The organism is Streptomyces sp. NPDC032822 (assembly GCF_055578825.1).
This window is the reverse complement of record NZ_JBVIOL010000041.1, coordinates 1-16725: the sequence shown is the minus strand read 5'-3', so window position 1 is coordinate 16725 and position 16725 is coordinate 1. Positions and strand designations below refer to the sequence as shown.

3 protein-coding genes are annotated in these 16725 nt (G+C 69.5%); all 3 read left to right on the top strand.

Annotated elements, in window-relative coordinates:
- Nucleotides 1–2832: amino acid adenylation domain-containing protein (locus ACZ5VD_RS43490; protein WP_468686009.1), on the top strand; the 2832-nt coding region annotated here is incomplete at its 5' end.
- Entirely contained in the window at nt 2829–7430 is a 4602-nt protein-coding gene (locus tag ACZ5VD_RS43485) for an amino acid adenylation domain-containing protein (RefSeq protein WP_468686007.1), read from the top strand. The genes ACZ5VD_RS43490 and ACZ5VD_RS43485, both read left to right, overlap by 4 nt.
- A gap of 33 nt (nt 7431–7463) precedes the next feature.
- The coding region (locus ACZ5VD_RS43480; protein ID WP_468686005.1) for an amino acid adenylation domain-containing protein at nt 7464–16725 on the top strand (9262 nt) is incomplete at its 3' end.

Here is a 16725-nt window from a genome sequence, read left to right as displayed (position 1 = left end):
TTGGCTCCGTTGCGGCCCGGTCATGCCGCGTATGTGATCTACACGTCCGGATCCACGGGTACTCCCAAGGGCGTCGTCGTCCCCCACACGGGACTGAGCAACCTTGTCGCGGATCGCGTCCGGCGCTACCGGATCGACACGGACAGTGGGGTGTTCCAGCTCGTCTCACCGAGCTTCGACGTCTCGATGGCCGACACCTGGCCCGTCCTGTGCGCCGGCGGACGGCTCGTACTCGCCCCGGGACGGCTGCACGACACCTCCGGCGACGAACTGGCCGACCTGATGCGCACCCGCCGCGTCACCCATATCGCCTCGACCCCCACGGTGCTCGCACAGCTACCGGCGGACAGACTGCCCGAGCTGCGCTCCATCGTCATCGGCGGCGAGCCCGGATCCGAGGAGCTGCGGCGCCGCTGGGCGGACGGCCGTGAGCTGGTCAACGAGTACGGCGTCACCGAGGCGACGGTCGCCTCCACCGTGAGCCGTCCGCTGAACGGAGGAGAGACCCCTCCGATCGGCCGGCCCATCAACAACACCCGCGTCTACGTCCTGGACTCCTTCCTGCATCCGGTACCCCCGGGCGTGGCAGGGGAGTTGTACATCGCGGGCGCCGGGCTGGCGCGTGGCTACCTGGGCCGTTCGGCGCTCACTGCGGACCGGTTCGTGGCCTCTCCCTTCGCCTCGGGCCAGCGGATGTACCGCACCGGGGACGTGGTCCGCTGGACCGACGACGGCGATCTCTTCTTCGTCGGCCGCGTCGACCACCAGGTCAAGGTCCGCGGCCACCGCATCGAACTGGGCGAGATCGAAACCGCCCTCGCCGAATGCCCCGGTGTGGCCCAGGCCGTCGCCCTCGTCCAGGAAGAACGCCAGGGGCCGCGCCGCCTCATCGGCTACGTGGCGCGCAGTGGCCCGGCGCTGGACGGCCGGACCGTGCGCGAGCACATCGCCGAGAGGCTGCCGGAATACATGGTCCCGGCGGTGGTGGTCGTCCTGGACGCCCTGCCCCTGACGTCGAACGGCAAGGTCGACCGGGAGGCCCTGCCCGACCCTGCGTTTGCCGAACGGGCCGTGGGACGAGCGCCCGTGGGCGAACTGGAGGAGCAGCTGTGCGGGCTGTTCGCGGAGGTGCTCGGGTTGGAGCGGGTCGGTGCGGACGACGGCTTCTTCGAGCTGGGCGGCGACTCGATCATGTCGATGCAGTTGGCGTCGCGTGCTCGCAAGGCCGGTCTGGTGGTCACGCCTCGGCAGGTCTTCGAGGAGAAGACCGTCGAACGACTAGCGGAGACGATCACCGCGATGGGCGCGGCCGAGGCGCCCCTTGTCGGCGATGTGGGCGTGGGTGACGTGCCCTGGACGCCCGTCATGCGGGTGCTGGGCGAGCGGGTGGTGGGACCGACGTTCGCGCAGTGGATGGTTGTCGGCGCTCCGGCGGACCTGGATCCGGAGGTGTTGAGCCGGGCTGTGGGTGTGCTGTTGGACGGGCACGACATGTTGCGGGCGCGGGTGACCGGTGGAGAGTTGAAGCTGGTCGTGGGTGAGCCGGGTTCGGTGGATGCGGCGGGTCTGATCACTCGGGTCGAGGCCGAGGCCGGGGTCGGGGTCGGGGTCGACGATTTGGATGTGGTGGCTGGGCGTGCGGCTCGTGAGGCTGTGGGCCGGCTGGATCCTGCGGGCGGGGTGATGCTCCAGGTCGTGTGGGTCGACGCCGGTCCGGGCCAGGTAGGCCGACTGGCGCTGGTAGTGCACCACTTGGCGGTGGACGGGGTGTCATGGCGGATCCTGCTGCCGGACTTGCAGAGTGCGTACGAGGATCTTGTGGCGGGTCGTGCGGCGGTGCTGGAGCCGGTGGGCACGTCCTTCCGTCGGTGGGCGGGTGTGCTGGCCGGGCAGGCGGCGAGTCCGGAACGGGTCGCCGAACTGGACGCCTGGCTGGGCGTGTTGGGCGAGGCGAGCCCCGTACTGGGCCGTCGGCCGCTGGACCCGGCGGTGGATGTGGCCGGGACGTTGCGGCGGCGGGAGTGGGTGGTGTCTGCCGGGCAGGCGGTCACGTTGGCGGGCCGGACGCCGGTGGCGTTCCACTGCGGTGTGCACGAGGTGCTGCTGTCCACGCTGGCCGGGGCGGTGGGGCGTTGGCGGCCGGACACCGGCGGCAGCGTGCTCCTGGACGTGGAGGGCCATGGCCGCGAGCCGGTCGGGGAGGTGGACCTGTCCCGGACGGTCGGCTGGTTCACGAGTGTCCAGCCGGTACGGCTGGAGCTGACCGACATCGACCTGGCGGACGCCGCAGCGGGAGGCGCCTCGGCCGGTGACCTCGTGAAGGCGGTCAAGGAACAGACCCGTGCCGTGCCCGGAGACGGGATGGGCTACGAACTGCTGCGCCATCTCAACCCGCAGACCAGCGGCGTCCTCGCCTCCGCACCGCGGGCGCAGATCGGCTTCAACTATCTCGGCCGGTTCGCCGCGGCGTCCGCGGACGTGGGTCCGGCCCGGCCGTGGCAGATGGCGGGGGAGAGTGCGGTCGGCGGTTCCGCCGACCCCGACATGCCGGCGGCGTACGCACTGGGCGCCGGCGCCGTCATCCGGGACACCGCCAGAGGCCCGGAACTGACCCTCAGTCTCAGCTGGCCGGACCAACTGCTGGCCGAAGCCGACGTGGAGGCACTGGGCGAAGCATGGGTGGACATGCTGTCCGGCCTGGCCGCTCACACGGACGCCCCCGCCGCCGGCGGACACACCCCCTCCGACTTCAGCCTCTTGAACCTCGCACAGGACGAAGTCGACGAATTCGAAGCGATAGCCGCACACCTCGAAGGAGGGCTGTCCCAGTGACATCAACCCGTGGCGCCCAAGGGTCGGCCCTCGCCGAGGTGTGGCCCCTGTCGCCGTTGCAGGAAGGGCTGCTGTTCCACGCGGCCTACGACGAGCAAGGTCCGGACATCTACGAAGTGCAGTTCGTGCTCGCCGTCGACGGCCCCTTGGACGCCGCACGGCTCCGGGCGTCCTGGGAGACCTTGCTCAGGCGCCACGCGACCCTGCGGGCCAGCTTCCACCAGCGCGGATCGGGCGAGCCGGTGCAGCTCGTCATGCGCGAGGTCGCCCTGCCCTGGCGCGAGACCGATCTCTCGGACCTGCCCGAGTCCGAGGCCGCGGCACGACTGGACGAGCTCGCCGCACTGGAACGGGCTGAGCGACTCGACCTTGCCGTACCACCGCTGCTGCGTCTGGTCCTGATCCGGATGGCCGACGACCGCCACCGCCTCGTCATGACGACCCATCACATCCTGATGGACGGCTGGTCGATGCCCGTCCTGCTGAGCGAACTGTCCGCGATCTATGCCGCCGACGGTGACACCACAGGACTGGGACGGGCGCACTCCTACGGCGAGTACCTGACGTGGCTCGACCACCAGGACAAGGAAGCCGCACGGACCGCCTGGCGTACGGAACTGGCCGGCATCGACGAGTCGACGCTCATCGCTCCCTCCGACGCGACGCGGACCGCCGTCCTCCCCGAAGAGGTGACGGTCGAACTCCCCACTGAAACCAGCGCCTCCGTCGCCGAGTTGGCCCGCACGCATGGTCTGACGGTGAACACGGTGGTGCAGGGTGCGTGGGCGTTGGTCCTGGCGCGGCTGGCCGGGCGTGAGGATGTCGTCTTCGGTGCGACCGTGGCCGGACGTCCCCCGGAGCTGCCGGGCGTGGAGAGCATGGTGGGGTTGTTCATCAACACGCTTCCCGTGCGGGTACGGCTTGATGGCCAACGGTCGGTCCTGGAGATGCTGACCGACCTTCAGACACGACAGACACGGCTCATGTCCCACCAGCACATGGGCCTGGCCGAGATCCAGAAACTCGCCGGCCCCGGGAGCGTCTTCGACACGCTCGTCGTCTACGAGAGCTACCCCCACATGCCCGCCGATTCGTCGGCTCCGGAGTCGCTCTCCCTCTCCATCCTCGAAGGCCACCAGTCGACCAACTACCCGCTGACGCTGGGCGTTCTGCCCGGTGACTCCCTGCAGATCCATGTCACCTATCGGCCGGATCTGTTCTCCCTGGCGGAGGCGTCGGCCGTAGGGCGTCGACTGGTGCGGGTGTTGGAGCGGGTGGTGGCTGATCCGTCGTTGCCGGTGGGGCGGATTGATGTGGTGGAGGAGGGTGAGCGGGCGGCTGTGGTGGTGGGGTTCAACGACACACGGGGTCCGGTGGTGGGGGGTTCGCTGTTGGACTTGTTCCGTTCCCATGTGGAGCTGAGGCCTGGGGCGGTGGCGGTCCGGTCGGGTGTCGAGGCTCTGTCGTATGGGGAGTTGGAGGAGCGGTCGGATCGTCTTGCCCGGTTCCTGGTGGGTGCGGGGGTTGGTCGTGAGCGGGTGGTGGGTTTGTGCCTTCCGCGTGGGGTGGATGTGGTGGTGGGGGAGCTGGCGGTGTGGAAGGCCGGTGGGGCCTTCGTGCCGTTGGATCCTGAGTACCCGGCGGACCGGTTGCGGTACATGATCGGGAACAGTGGTGCGGGTGTGGTGCTGGCGACGGCGGAGACCCTTGACCGGGTGCCCGCGGGTCCGGCCCGGATCGTCCTGCTCGAAGAGGTCCCCGCAACACCTGATCCGGTGCCTCTTCCTGGTGTGAAGGATCCGGGTCAGCTGGCTTATGTCATTTACACGTCGGGTTCCACCGGTCGTCCCAAGGGTGTGGCGGTGGGTCATCGGGGTGTGGTGAACCTGGTGGGGGCGATGGCTCCTGTGCTGGGTGTGGGTCCTGGTGTGGTGTCGTTGCAGTTCGCCTCGTTCAGTTTCGATGCGGCGATCCTCGATGTGGCCGTGGCACTCGGTTCCGGCGGGACGCTGGCGATTGCCACGAGTGAGGAGCGGGCGGAGCCGGGTGCGTTGGCGGGGATGATCGCCGCGCACGGGGTGTCCACGGCGAGTGTGGTGCCCTCTCTTCTCGGTGTGCTGGATCCGGAGCAGGTGTCCGGTATGGACACGTGGGTGTTGGGTGCGGAGCGCCTCACTGCTGATCTGGCCGCGCGGTGGGTGTCTGGGGTGAGGGTGTGGAACACCTACGGTCCTACCGAGGCGACGGTGATGGTCACCGCCGGACCGGTCCATCCGCGAATCGAGGCTGCGGATGAGGCGCCGGCCATCGGACGCCCTCTCTCCAACTCCCGTGTCTATGTGCTGGATTCGTTCCTGCGTCCGGTTCCGCCCGGTGTGGACGGCGAGATCTACCTCACGGGCGCGGGCCTGGCCCGTGGATATATCGCTCGCCCGGATCTGACGTCGGAGCGGTTCGTGGCATGCCCGTTCGCCACGGGTGAGCGGATGTATCGCTCGGGTGACCTGGCGCGCTGGACGGTTGATGGCGAGCTGGTGTTCGTCGGTCGGGCGGATGCGCAGGTGAAGGTGCGTGGGTTCCGTATCGAACTCGGTGAGATCGAGGCGGTGTTGGCGGCGCATCCGGCTGTCGCCCAGTCGGTTGTCGTGGCCCGCGAAGACGGACCGGGAGACAAACAACTCGTCGCCTATGTCGTCCCCCGGAGTCAGGACATCGACACGCTGGAACTGCGCGAGCACCTCGCCGATGCACTGCCCGAGTACATGGTCCCCACCGTGTTCCTGGTCCTGGATGCCCTGCCTCTGACCGTGAACGGGAAGGTCGACCGGTCTGCCCTGCCCGCCCCCGACCTCAATGACGGGATCTCCCACCGTGCGCCGGTGGGTTCGGTCGAGGAGCTGCTGTGCGCGTTGTTCGCCGAGGTGCTCGGGTTGGAGCGGGTTGGTGCGGACGACGGTTTCTTCGAGTTGGGTGGCGACTCGATCATGTCGATGCAGTTGGCGTCGCGGGCGCGTCGGGCGGGTCTGGTGGTCACTCCTCGTCAGGTCTTCGAGGAGAAGACCGTCGAGCGACTGGCGCGGGTCGCTGAGACGACGGGCACGGGTAAGCGGTCTGCGCGCACTGGTGACGTGGGTGTGGGCGAGGTTCCCTGGACGCCCGTCATGCGAGCGGCGGGCGAGCGAGCCGCTCACCCGGGGTTCGCGCAGTGGGTGGTGGCTGGAGCCCTGGCAGATCTGGACACCGATGCGCTGAGTCAGGCCATGGGCATGCTGTTGGACGGGCACGACATGTTGCGGGCGCGGGTTGTCAGTGGTGAGCCCCGACTTGTGGTGGGTGAGCCGGGTTCGGTGGATGCGTCGGGTCTGGTCACTCGGGTCGAGGCCGGTGCTGAGGATCTGGATGTGGTGGCCGGGCGTGCGGCTCGTGAGGCTGTGGGCCGGCTGGATCCTGCGGGCGGGGTGATGCTCCAGGTTGTCTGGGTGGACGCGGGTCCGGGCCGGGTGGGTCGACTGGTCCTGGTGGTCCATCACCTGGTGGTGGACGGAGTCTCGTGGCGGATCCTGCTGCCGGATCTGCAGAGCACCTATGAGGACTTGGCGGCTGGTCGTACGGCCGCGTTGGAGCCGGTGGGCACGTCGTTCCGTCGCTGGGCGGGGGTGTTGGCCGAGCAGGCAATCAGTCCCGAGCGGACCGCCGAACTGGGCAGCTGGCTGGCCCTGTTGGGAGAGAAAAGCTCTACGCTGGGGCGGCGACCGCTGAACCCGACACTCGACATCACCAGGACGTTGCGACACCGCGACTGGGTGGTGCCTGCCGGGCAGGCGGCCACGCTGGCGGGCCGGACCCCCGCGGCCTTCCACTGCGGAGTGCACGACGTACTGCTCTCGACACTCGCCGGAGCGGTGGGCCGGTGGCGGCCGGACACGACCAGCGTGCTCGTGGACGTGGAGGGCCATGGCCGTGAGCCGATCGACGACGTCGATCTGTCGCGTACGGTCGGCTGGTTCACCAGCGTGCAGCCGGTGCGGCTGGATGTGACCGACGTCGACCTGGTGGACGCCGCCGCGGGTGGGGCCGCGGCAGGCGACCTGGTGAAGACGGTCAAGGAACAGGCTCACCGAGCCCCCGGTGACGGTCTCGGTTACGAACTCCTTCGTCACCTCAACCCGGACACCCGTCCCGTCCTGGAATCTGCACCTCACGCCCAGATCGGTTTCAACTACCTGGGCCGTTTCACCGCTGCCACCGGTCGTACGGGCCCGGTGGAGGCCTGGCAGATGGCCGGGGAGAGTGCGGTCGGTGGTTCCGCCGATCCCGACATGCCGGTCACGCACGTACTCGAAGCGGGTGCCGTCATCCGTGACACGGCCGAAGGGCCGGAGCTGACGCTCACCCTGAGCTGGCCCGACGGAGCCCTCGACGCAGCCGACGCGGAAGCACTCGGCACGGCCTGGACCGACCAACTCGCCGGTCTCGCCGCCCACACCGACAGCGCGGGAGCGGGTGGTCACACCCCCTCCGATTTCGGCCTCCTGAACCTCGCACAGGACGAAGTGGACGAGCTCGAAGCCGAGTTCGCCGACGACAACGACTTCTAGACATCTCGATGCAAGCCGCTGAGGAGAAAAGCGATGACCCGATCCCGTGTCGAGGATGTCTGGCCGCTCTCGCCGTTGCAGGAGGGGATGCTCTTCCATGCCGCCTTCGACGACCAAGGACCCGACGTCTACCAGGGACAACGGAACTTCGACCTGATCGGCCCGCTCGACGCGGACCGGCTGCGCGGGGCGTGGGAGGCGCTGCTCGCCCGGCACGCGGCGCTCCGGGCGAGTTTCCGGCGACGCAAGTCGGGTGAGGCCGTACAGGTCATCGCGCGCGAGGTCGTACTGCCGTGGCAGGAGGCCGACGTCTCCGCGCTGGCGGAGGCCGAGGCGTCTGCCGAGATCGATCGGTTGGTCGCCCAGGAACAGACGCGGCGATTCGACCTCGCCTCGGCTCCGTTGCTGCGCGTGCTGTTGATCAGGCTCGGCGAGGACCGGCACCGCCTGGTCATGACGAGTCACCACGTGGTGATGGACGGTTGGTCCATACCCGTACTCATCAACGAACTCACGCGGATCTACGAGGCCGGTGGCACCGGTGCTCTTGCCGGACACGGAACCGGTGGTGGCGACGGTGCGATCGCGGGGCTTTCCCGGGTGACCCCCTACCGCGACTACCTGGCCTGGCTGGCGGCGCAGGACAAGGAATCCGCGCGAGCCGCGTGGCGGGAGGAACTGGCGGGCGTCGACGAGCCGACGCTGGTGGCGCCGGCCGATCCGGGCAGGACGCCGGTGACCCCCGAGAGCCTGATCACCGAAATACCCGAGGAAGTGGCGCGGGGCATGGTGCGCCTGGCCCGTGCGCACGGCCTGACCGTCAACACGTTGGTGCAGGGTGCGTGGGCGTTGGTGTTGGCCCGGCTGGCGGGGCGCGATGACGTCGTGTTCGGGGCGACGGTGGCCGGGCGGCCTCCGGAGTTGCCCGGTGTGGAGTCGATGATCGGCCTGTTCATCAACACTCTCCCGGTACGGGTACGCCTCGATGGCGCGCAACCCCTCCTCGACCTGCTGACGGACCTCCAGGCGCGCCAGTCCGCACTGATGTCCCACCAGCACGTCGGACTCTCCGAGATCCAGCGTCTGGTCGGTCCAGGCGCGGTCTTCGACACGCTCGTGGTCTACGAGAACTACCCCCTGCCCCCTGCGGAGCCGACCACCGCGGACCGGTTCGCGATCCGTCTCGCCGGTGGCCAGGAGGCGGCCCACTACCCGTTCACGCTGGTCGTGGCGCCCGGCGACACGATGCGCGTCAAGCTCGACTACCGGCCCGACCTCTTCGACGGAGCCACCGCCCAGGCCGTCTTCGGCCGGCTCGTGCGGGTCCTGGAACAGGTGGTGACCGACCCGTCCCTGCCGGTCGGCCGAATCGGTGTCGTGACCGAGTCCGAGTACGGACAGGTCGTCCAGACCTGGAACGCCACGGCGGCCCCGACCACGAGCCACTCCGTGCCGGAGATGCTCCTCGCCCAGGTGCGCCGTTCGCCGACTGCCGTGGCCGTCGTCGACGGGGAGACGCACCTGTCGTACGCGGAGTTGGACACGGCCTCCGCGCGGCTCGCGTCGTACCTGACGGGCACGGGTGTCCGTCGCGGCGACCGCGTGGCCGTGCTGATGGAGCGGTCGGCCGACCTGCTGGTGACCCTGCTGGCGATCTGGAAGGCCGGAGCCGCGTTCGTACCCGTCGACGTGGGCTATCCCGCCGAGCGGATCGCGTTCCTGCTGACCGACTCCGCCCCGAGGACCGTGGTGTGCACGGGACAGACCCGCGGCGCGCTCCCCGCGGACCTCGCTCTGGATCCGCTGGTGCTGGACGATCCGGCGGTGGTGGCGGCCGTGGAGTCTTCACCCGCTTACCTGGCCTCCCCGGCCTCACCTCATGAGGGTGGCCCGCTCCCGCTGAGCGCCGAGGACCTGGCCTATGTGATGTACACCTCCGGGTCTACCGGTGTGCCGAAGGGCGTGGCCGTCCCGCACGGCAGTGTGGCCGCCCTCGTCGGAGAACGCGGCTGGTCGGTCGGCGCGGACGACGCGGTGCTGATGCACGCCCCGCACGCTTTCGACGTCTCCCTGTTCGAGGTGTGGGTACCGCTCGCTGCGGGCGCCTGCGTGGTGATCGCCGGTCCCGGCGTCGTCGACGCCCAGCGACTGCGCCGGGCGGTGGCCGACGGTGTGACGGCCGCGCACGTCACCGCCGGGCTGTTCCGGGTACTGGCGGAGGAGTCCCCCGAGAGTCTTTCCGGCCTGCGTGAGGTACTGACCGGCGGCGATGTGGTGCCCGCCGCATCCGTACGCCGGGTACGGGAGGTCTGCCCGGACATCGCGGTCAGGCACCTGTACGGCCCGACCGAGATCACCCTCTGCGCCACGTCGCACGTCCTGCACCCGGGTGACGAGTCGCCCGGCACGCTCCCCATCGGCCGCCCCCTCGGCAACCGGCGGACCTATGTCCTGGACTCCTTCCTGCATCCGGTGCCTCCGGGCGTGGCAGGGGAGTTGTACATCGCGGGCGCCGGGCTGGCGCGTGGCTACCTGGGCCGTTCGGCGCTCACTGCGGACCGTTTCGTGGCCTCTCCCTTCGCTTCGGGCGAGCGGATGTACCGCACCAGCGACCTCGTCCGCTGGACCGACGACGGTGAACTGCTCTTCGTCGGCCGCGCCGACGAGCAGGTGAAGATCCGCGGTTTCCGAGTGGAACTCGGCGAGGTGGAGACGGTGTTGTCCGCCCATCCGACTGTCGGCCAGGCCGTAGTAGTCGCCCGGCAGGACCGGCCGGGGGAGAAGCGGCTCGTCGGATACGTGGTCCCCGAGGGCCTCGACACCGATCCCGCCGTCGTACGGCAACACGTGGCGAACACCCTGCCGGAGTACATGGTCCCGGCGGTGGTGGTCGTCCTGGACGCCCTGCCCCTGACGTCGAACGGCAAGGTCGACCGGGCGGCCCTGCCTGCTCCCGACTTCGCCGGCCAGGTGTCCGGACGGACGCCAGTGGGTGAACGGGAAGAGCTGCTGTGCGCGTTGTTCGCCGAGGTGCTCGGGTTGGAGCGGGTTGGTGCGGATGACGGTTTCTTCGAGTTGGGTGGCGACTCGATCATGTCGATGCAGTTGGCGTCGCGGGCGCGTCGGGCGGGTCTGGTGGTCACTCCTCGTCAGGTCTTCGAGGAGAAGACCGTCGAGCGACTGGCCCTGGTCGCTGAGACGACGGGCACGGGTAAGCGGTCTGCGCGCACTGGTGACGTGGGTGTGGGCGAGGTGCCCTGGACGCCTGTCATGCGGGCGCTGGGCGAGCGAGCCGCCCGCGCGGGATTCGCGCAGTGGGTGGTCGTCGGCGCTCCGGCGGACCTGGATCCGGAGGTGTTGAGCCGGGCTGTGGGTGTGCTGTTGGACGGGCACGACATGTTGCGGGCGCGGGTGACCGGTGGCGAGCCCCGGCTTGTGGTGGGTGAGCCGGGTTCGGTGGATGCGGCGGGTCTGATCACTCGGGTCGAGGCCGGGGTCGAGGCCGGGGTCGGGGTCGGGGTCGGGGTCGACGATTTGGATGTGGTGGCTGGGCGTGCGGCTCGTGAGGCTGTGGGCCGGCTGGATCCTGCGGCCGGGGTGATGGTCCAGGTCGTGTGGGTGGACGCGGGTCCGGGCCGGGTGGGTCGACTCGTGCTGGTGGTCCATCACTTGGTGGTGGACGGGGTGTCGTGGCGGATCCTGCTGCCGGACTTGCAGAGTGCGTACGAGGAGCTTGTGGCGGGTCGTGCGGCGGTGTTGGAGCCGGTGGGGACGTCGTTCCGTCGGTGGGCGGGTGTGCTGGCCGAGCAGGCGGCGAGTCCGGAACGGGTGGCCGAACTGGACGGCTGGCTGGCCCTGTTGGGTGAGCGTGCCCCGACGTTGGGGCGGCGACCGCTGGACCCGGTGGTGGATGTGGCCGGGACGTTGCGGCGGCGGGAGTGGGTGGTGCCTGCCGGGCAGGCGGCCACGTTGGCGGGCCGGACGCCGGTGGCGTTCCACTGCGGTGTGCACGAGGTGCTGCTGTCCACGCTGGCCGGGGCGGTGGGGCGTTGGCGGCCGGATGCCGGCGGCAGCGTGCTGGTGGACGTGGAGGGTCATGGCCGGCAGTCGATCGGTGAGGTGGATCTGTCGCGGACCGTGGGCTGGTTCACGAGTGCGCAGCCGGTGCGGCTGGATGTGACCGGCATCGATGTGGGAGAGGTGAGCGAGGGCGGGAGCGCGGCCGGCGATCTGGTGAGGACGGTCAAGGAACAGACCCGTGCCGTGCCCGGTGACGGGATGGGCTACGAACTGCTGCGCCATCTCAACCCGGAGACGGCGGAGGTGCTGTCGGCTGCCCCGGCTCCGCAGATCGGCTTCAACTATCTCGGCCGGTTCGCCGCGGCCTCTGCCGAGACGGGCCCGGCCCGAGCGTGGCAGATGGCGGGGGAGAGCGCGGTCGGCGGTTCAGCCGACCCCGACATGCCCTTGGCGCATGCTCTGGAAGCCGGTGCTGTCATCCGCGACACCGCCCGGGGCCCGGAACTGACCCTCAGCCTCAGCTGGCCCGAGGGCCTTCTCGACGGGATCGACGCGGAAGCGCTCGGTGAGGCATGGGTGGACATGCTGTCCGGTCTCGCCGCCCACACCACCACCCCCACCGCCGGCGGACACACTCCCTCCGACTTCCCGCTGGTGGCACTGGAGCAGTCGGCCGTGACGGAACTGGAGCAGGCCGTTCCGGCCCTCCAGGACATTTGGCCGCTCTCCCCGTTGCAGGAGGGGATGCTCTTCCACGCCGCCTACGACGAGGAAGGACCGGACGTCTACCAGAGCCGGCGGACGCTGGCTCTCGACGGCCGACTGGACACGCGTCGGCTGCGGTCCTCGTGGGAGGCGCTGGTGGCACGGCACGACGTCCTCCGGGCGAGCTTCCACGAGTGCGCGACCGGCGACTCGGTCCAGGTCGTCGCCCGGGATGCCGTACTGCCCTGGCACGAGGTCGACCTCTCCCGGCTGCCGGCCACCGAGGCGGAGGCCGAGGCCGAACGACTGGCGGAGGCCGAGTCGGCCCAGCGGTTCGACCTGACCAGGGCACCCCTGCTCAGGCTGCTGCTGATCCGCCTCGCCGACGACCGGCACCGCCTGGTCATCAGCAGCCATCACATCGTGCTGGACGGCTGGTCGACACCGATCGTCCTCAACGAGGTGGCAGCCGTCTACGCCGCTCACGGAGACGCCTCTGGCCTCCAGCGGACGCATTCGTACGGCGAGTACCTGGCCTGGCTCGACCGGCAGGACAAGACGGCGGCCCGGAAGGCCTGGTACACGGAACTGGCGGGAGCCGAGGAATCGACCCTCGTGGCCCCCGCAGATCCCGGCAGGACAACGGTCGTCCCCGAGCAGACCTCGGTGGACCTCTCCCGGACGACCACCCGTGCCCTCGCGGCACTGGCCCGCACGCATGGTCTGACGGTGAACACGGTGGTGCAGGGTGCGTGGGCGTTGGTCCTGGCGCGGCTGGCCGGGCGTGAGGATGTCGTCTTCGGTGCGACCGTGGCCGGACGTCCCCCGGAGCTACCGGGCGTGGAGAGCATGGTGGGGCTGTTCATCAACACGCTTCCGGTGCGGGTACGGCTTGATGGCGAACGGTCGGTCCTGGAGATGCTGACCGACCTCCAGACACGACAGACACGGCTCATGGCCCACCAGCACATGGGCCTGGCCGAAATCCAGGGAATCGCCGGCCCGGGCGCCTCCTTCGACACCATGCTCATGTTCGAGAACTACCCCCGGAACTCGGTCGCCCTCTCCGCCTCCGAGAGGGATGACGACGCCGTATCGATCCGCCAGTTGAACACCCTGGCCGGCACGCACTACCCCCTGGCCGTGGGAATCGCCCCGGCAGACCGACTTCAGGTCCGCCTCACGTATCGGCCGGATCTGTTCTCCCTGGCGGAGGCGTCGGCCGTCGGCCAGCGGGTGATCCGGGTGCTGGAGCGGGTGGTGGCTGATCCGTCGTTGCCGGTGGGGCGGATTGATGTGGTGGAGGAGGGTGAGCGGGCGGCTGTGGTGGTGGGGTTCAACGACACGCAGGGTCCGGTGGTGGGGGGTTCGTTGCTGGACTTGTTCCGTTCGCAGGTGGACGTGGATCCGGGGGCGGTGGCGGTCCGGTCGGGTATCGAGGCTCTGTCGTATGGGGAGTTGGAGGAGCGGTCGGATCGTCTCGCCCGGTTCCTGGTGGCTGCGGGGGTTGGTCGTGAGCGGGTGGTGGGTTTGTGCCTTCCGCGTGGGGTGGATGTGGTGGTGGGGGAGCTGGCGGTGTGGAAGGCCGGTGGGGCCTTCGTGCCGTTGGATCCTGAGTACCCGGCGGACCGGTTGCGGTACATGATCGGGAACAGTGGTGCGGGTGTGGTGCTGGCGACCGCGGAGACCCTTGACCGGGTGCCCGCAGGTCCGGCCCGGATCGTCCTGCTCGAAGAGGTCCCCGCAACACCTGATCCGGTGCCTCTTCCTGGTGTGAAGGATCCGGACCAGCTGGCTTATGTCATTTACACGTCGGGTTCCACCGGTCGTCCCAAGGGTGTGGCGGTGGGTCATCGGGGTGTGGTGAACCTGGTGGGGGCGATGGCTCCTGTGCTGGGTGTGGGTCCTGGTGTGGTGTCGTTGCAGTTCGCCTCGTTCAGTTTTGATGCGGCGATCCTCGATGTGGCCGTGGCGCTGGGTTCCGGTGGGACGTTGGCGATTGCTACGAGTGAGGAGCGGGCGGAGCCGGGTGCGTTGGCGGGGATGATCGCCGCACACGGCGTGTCCACGGCCAGCGTCGTGCCCTCTCTCCTCGGGGTGCTGGATCCGGAGCAGGTGTCCGGTATGGACACCTGGGTGTTGGGTGCGGAGCGTCTGACGGCGGATCTGGCCGCGCGGTGGGTGTCTGGGGTGAGGGTGTGGAACACCTACGGGCCTACCGAGGCGACGGTGATGGTGACGGCCGGTCCGGTCGATGTGCGGATTGAGTCTGCGGGTGAGGCGCCGGCTATCGGGCGTCCACTGTCCAACTCCCGTGTTTACGTGCTGGATTCGTTCCTGCGTCCGGTTCCGCCCGGTGTCACTGGTGAGGTGTATGTCGCGGGTGTGGGTCTGGCCCGTGGATATATCGCTCGCCCGGATCTGACCTCGGAGCGGTTCGTTGCGTGTCCGTTCGCCACGGGTGAGCGGATGTATCGCTCGGGTGATCTGGCGCGCTGGACGGTTGATGGTGAGTTGGTGTTCGTCGGTCGGGCGGATGCGCAGGTGAAGGTGCGTGGGTTCCGTATCGAACTCGGTGAGATCGAAGCGGTGTTGACGGCACACCCCGCCGTCGCCCAGGCGGTCGTCGTGGCCCGCGAAGACGGACCGGGAGAGAAGCAACTCGTCGCCTACGTCGTACCGCAGACACAGGGTGTCGAGATGACGGAGCTCCGCGATCACATCGCCGAAGCGCTGCCGGAGTACATGGTCCCGGCGGCGTTCGTGACGCTGGACGCGCTGCCCCTGACCGTCAACGGCAAGGTGGACCGCGCCGCCCTGCCGGCCCTCGATCTGGGCGACGGACTCTCGGGCCGGGCGCCTGTGGGTGAACGGGAGGAACTGCTGTGCGCGCTGTTCGCCGAAGTCCTGGGGCTGGAGCGGGTTGGTGCGGATGACGGTTTCTTCGAGTTGGGTGGCGACTCGATCATGTCGATGCAGTTGGCGTCGCGGGCGCGTCGGGCGGGTCTGGTGGTCACGCCCCGTCAGGTCTTCGAGGAGAAGACCGTCGAGCGACTGGCGCGGGTGGTCGAGGCAGCCGGTGCTGCTGAGATCGACGACTCGGACGACGTAGCCGTGGGAGAGGTGCCGTGGACACCTGTCATGCGTGCTTCGGGGGAACGAGCGGCTCTTCCGAAGAACGCCCAGTGGGCGGTGGTCGGGGCTCCGACCGGTCTGAACCCGGAGATGTTGAGCCGGGCTGTCGGTGTGCTGCTGGACGGGCATGGCATGTTGCGGGCGCGGGTCGTGAGCAGTGAGTCGAAGCTGATTGTGGGTGAGCCGGGTTCGGTGGATGCGGCGGGTCTGGTCACTCGGGTCGAGGCCGGTGCTGAGGATCTGGATGTGGTGGCCGGGCGTGCAGCTCGTGAGGCTGTGGGCCGGCTGGATCCTGCGGCCGGGGTGATGCTCCAGGTTGTCTGGGTGGACGCCGGTCCGGGCCGGGTGGGTCGACTGGTCCTGGTGGTCCATCACCTGGTGGTCGACGGAGTCTCGTGGCGGATCTTGTTGCCGGATCTGGAGAGTGCGTACGAGGAGCTGGCGGACGGACGCACTCCGGTGCTGGAGCCGGTGGGGACGTCGTTCCGTCGCTGGGCGGGGGTGTTGGCCGAGCAGGCCGTCAGTCCCGAGCGGACCGCCGAACTGGATGCCTGGCTGGCCCTGTTGGGTGAGGAGAGTCTTCCCCTGGGGCGTCGGCTGTTGGATCCGGTGGTGGATGTGGCGCGGACGTTGCGGCGGCGGGAGTGGGTGGTGCCTGCCGGGCAGGCGGTCACGCTGGCGGGCCGGACCCCCGCGGCCTTCCACTGCGGTGTGCACGAGGTGCTGCTGTCGACGCTGGCCGGGGCGCTGGGGCGTTGGCGGCCGGACACCAGCGGCAGCGTGCTCGTGGACATCGAGGGTCACGGCCGTGAACCGTTGGAGGGCACCGAACTGTCGCGGACCGTCGGCTGGTTCACGAGCGTGCAGCCACTCCGTCTCGACGTGGCCGGGTTGGATCTGGCGGACGCTGTCGACGGAGGTGTCTCGGCAGGCCAGATTCTCAAGGCGGTCAAGGAGCAGACGCATGCCGTCCCCGGAGACGGGATGGGCCACTACCTACTGAGCCATCTCAACCCGGAGACGGCGGAGGTGCTGTCGGCTGCCCCGGCTCCGCAGATCGGCTTCAACTATCTGGGCCGCTTCACTGCCGCCACCGGTCGTACGGGCTCGGTCGAGGCCTGGCAGATGGCCGGGGAGAGCGCGGTCGGCGGTTCCGCCGATCCCGACATGCCGGTCACGCACGTACTCGAAGCCGGTGCCGTCATCCGCGACACAACGGAAGGGCCGGAGCTGACGCTCACCCTGAGCTGGCCCGACGGAGCCCTCGACGCAGCCGACGCGGAAGCACTCGGCACGGCCTGGACCGACCAACTCGCCGGTCTCGCCGCGCACACCGATACCGCGGGGGCGGGTGGTCATTCGCCGTCGGACTTCCCGTTGGTGGAGGTGTCGCAGGCGGGTGTGGAGGAGTTGGAGGGGGTGGTTCCGGGCCTTG